1 protein-coding gene is annotated in these 347 nt (G+C 69.2%); it reads left to right on the top strand.

The window, feature by feature from the left end:
- The coding region (locus tag RZ50_RS28090) for an SDR family NAD(P)-dependent oxidoreductase (protein ID WP_217680986.1) at positions 1 to 347 on the top strand (347 nt) is incomplete at both ends.

Below are 347 nucleotides of genomic sequence, written 5' to 3'. Positions count from 1 at the left end.
CGGGGCACGGTGTTGGTGACGGGTGCGACGGGTGCGTTGGGTGGTGTGCTGGCGCGGCATCTGGTGTCGGTGCACGGGGTTCGTCGGCTGGTGCTGTTGAGTCGTCGTGGTCTGGCGGCCGATGGTGCGGTGGAGTTGGTGGCGGAGCTGGCCGAACTTGGTGCCGAGGCGGTGGTGGCCGCTGCGGATGCGGCGGACCGCTCCGCGTTGGCGGAGGTGCTGGCTTCGATTCCTGACTTGTCGGCTGTGGTGCATACGGCTGGTGTGCTGGACGACGGTGTCGCGGTGTCGATGTCGGCGGAGCAGTTGGAGCGGGTGCTGCGGCCGAAGGTGGACGCGGCGTGGAA

It is taken from the genome of Kitasatospora sp. SUK 42 (assembly GCF_015776785.2).
Classification (GTDB): domain Bacteria; phylum Actinomycetota; class Actinomycetes; order Streptomycetales; family Streptomycetaceae; genus Kitasatospora.
The sequence above is the reverse complement of the archived record's forward strand: the minus strand, read 5'-3'. Positions and strand labels throughout refer to the sequence as shown.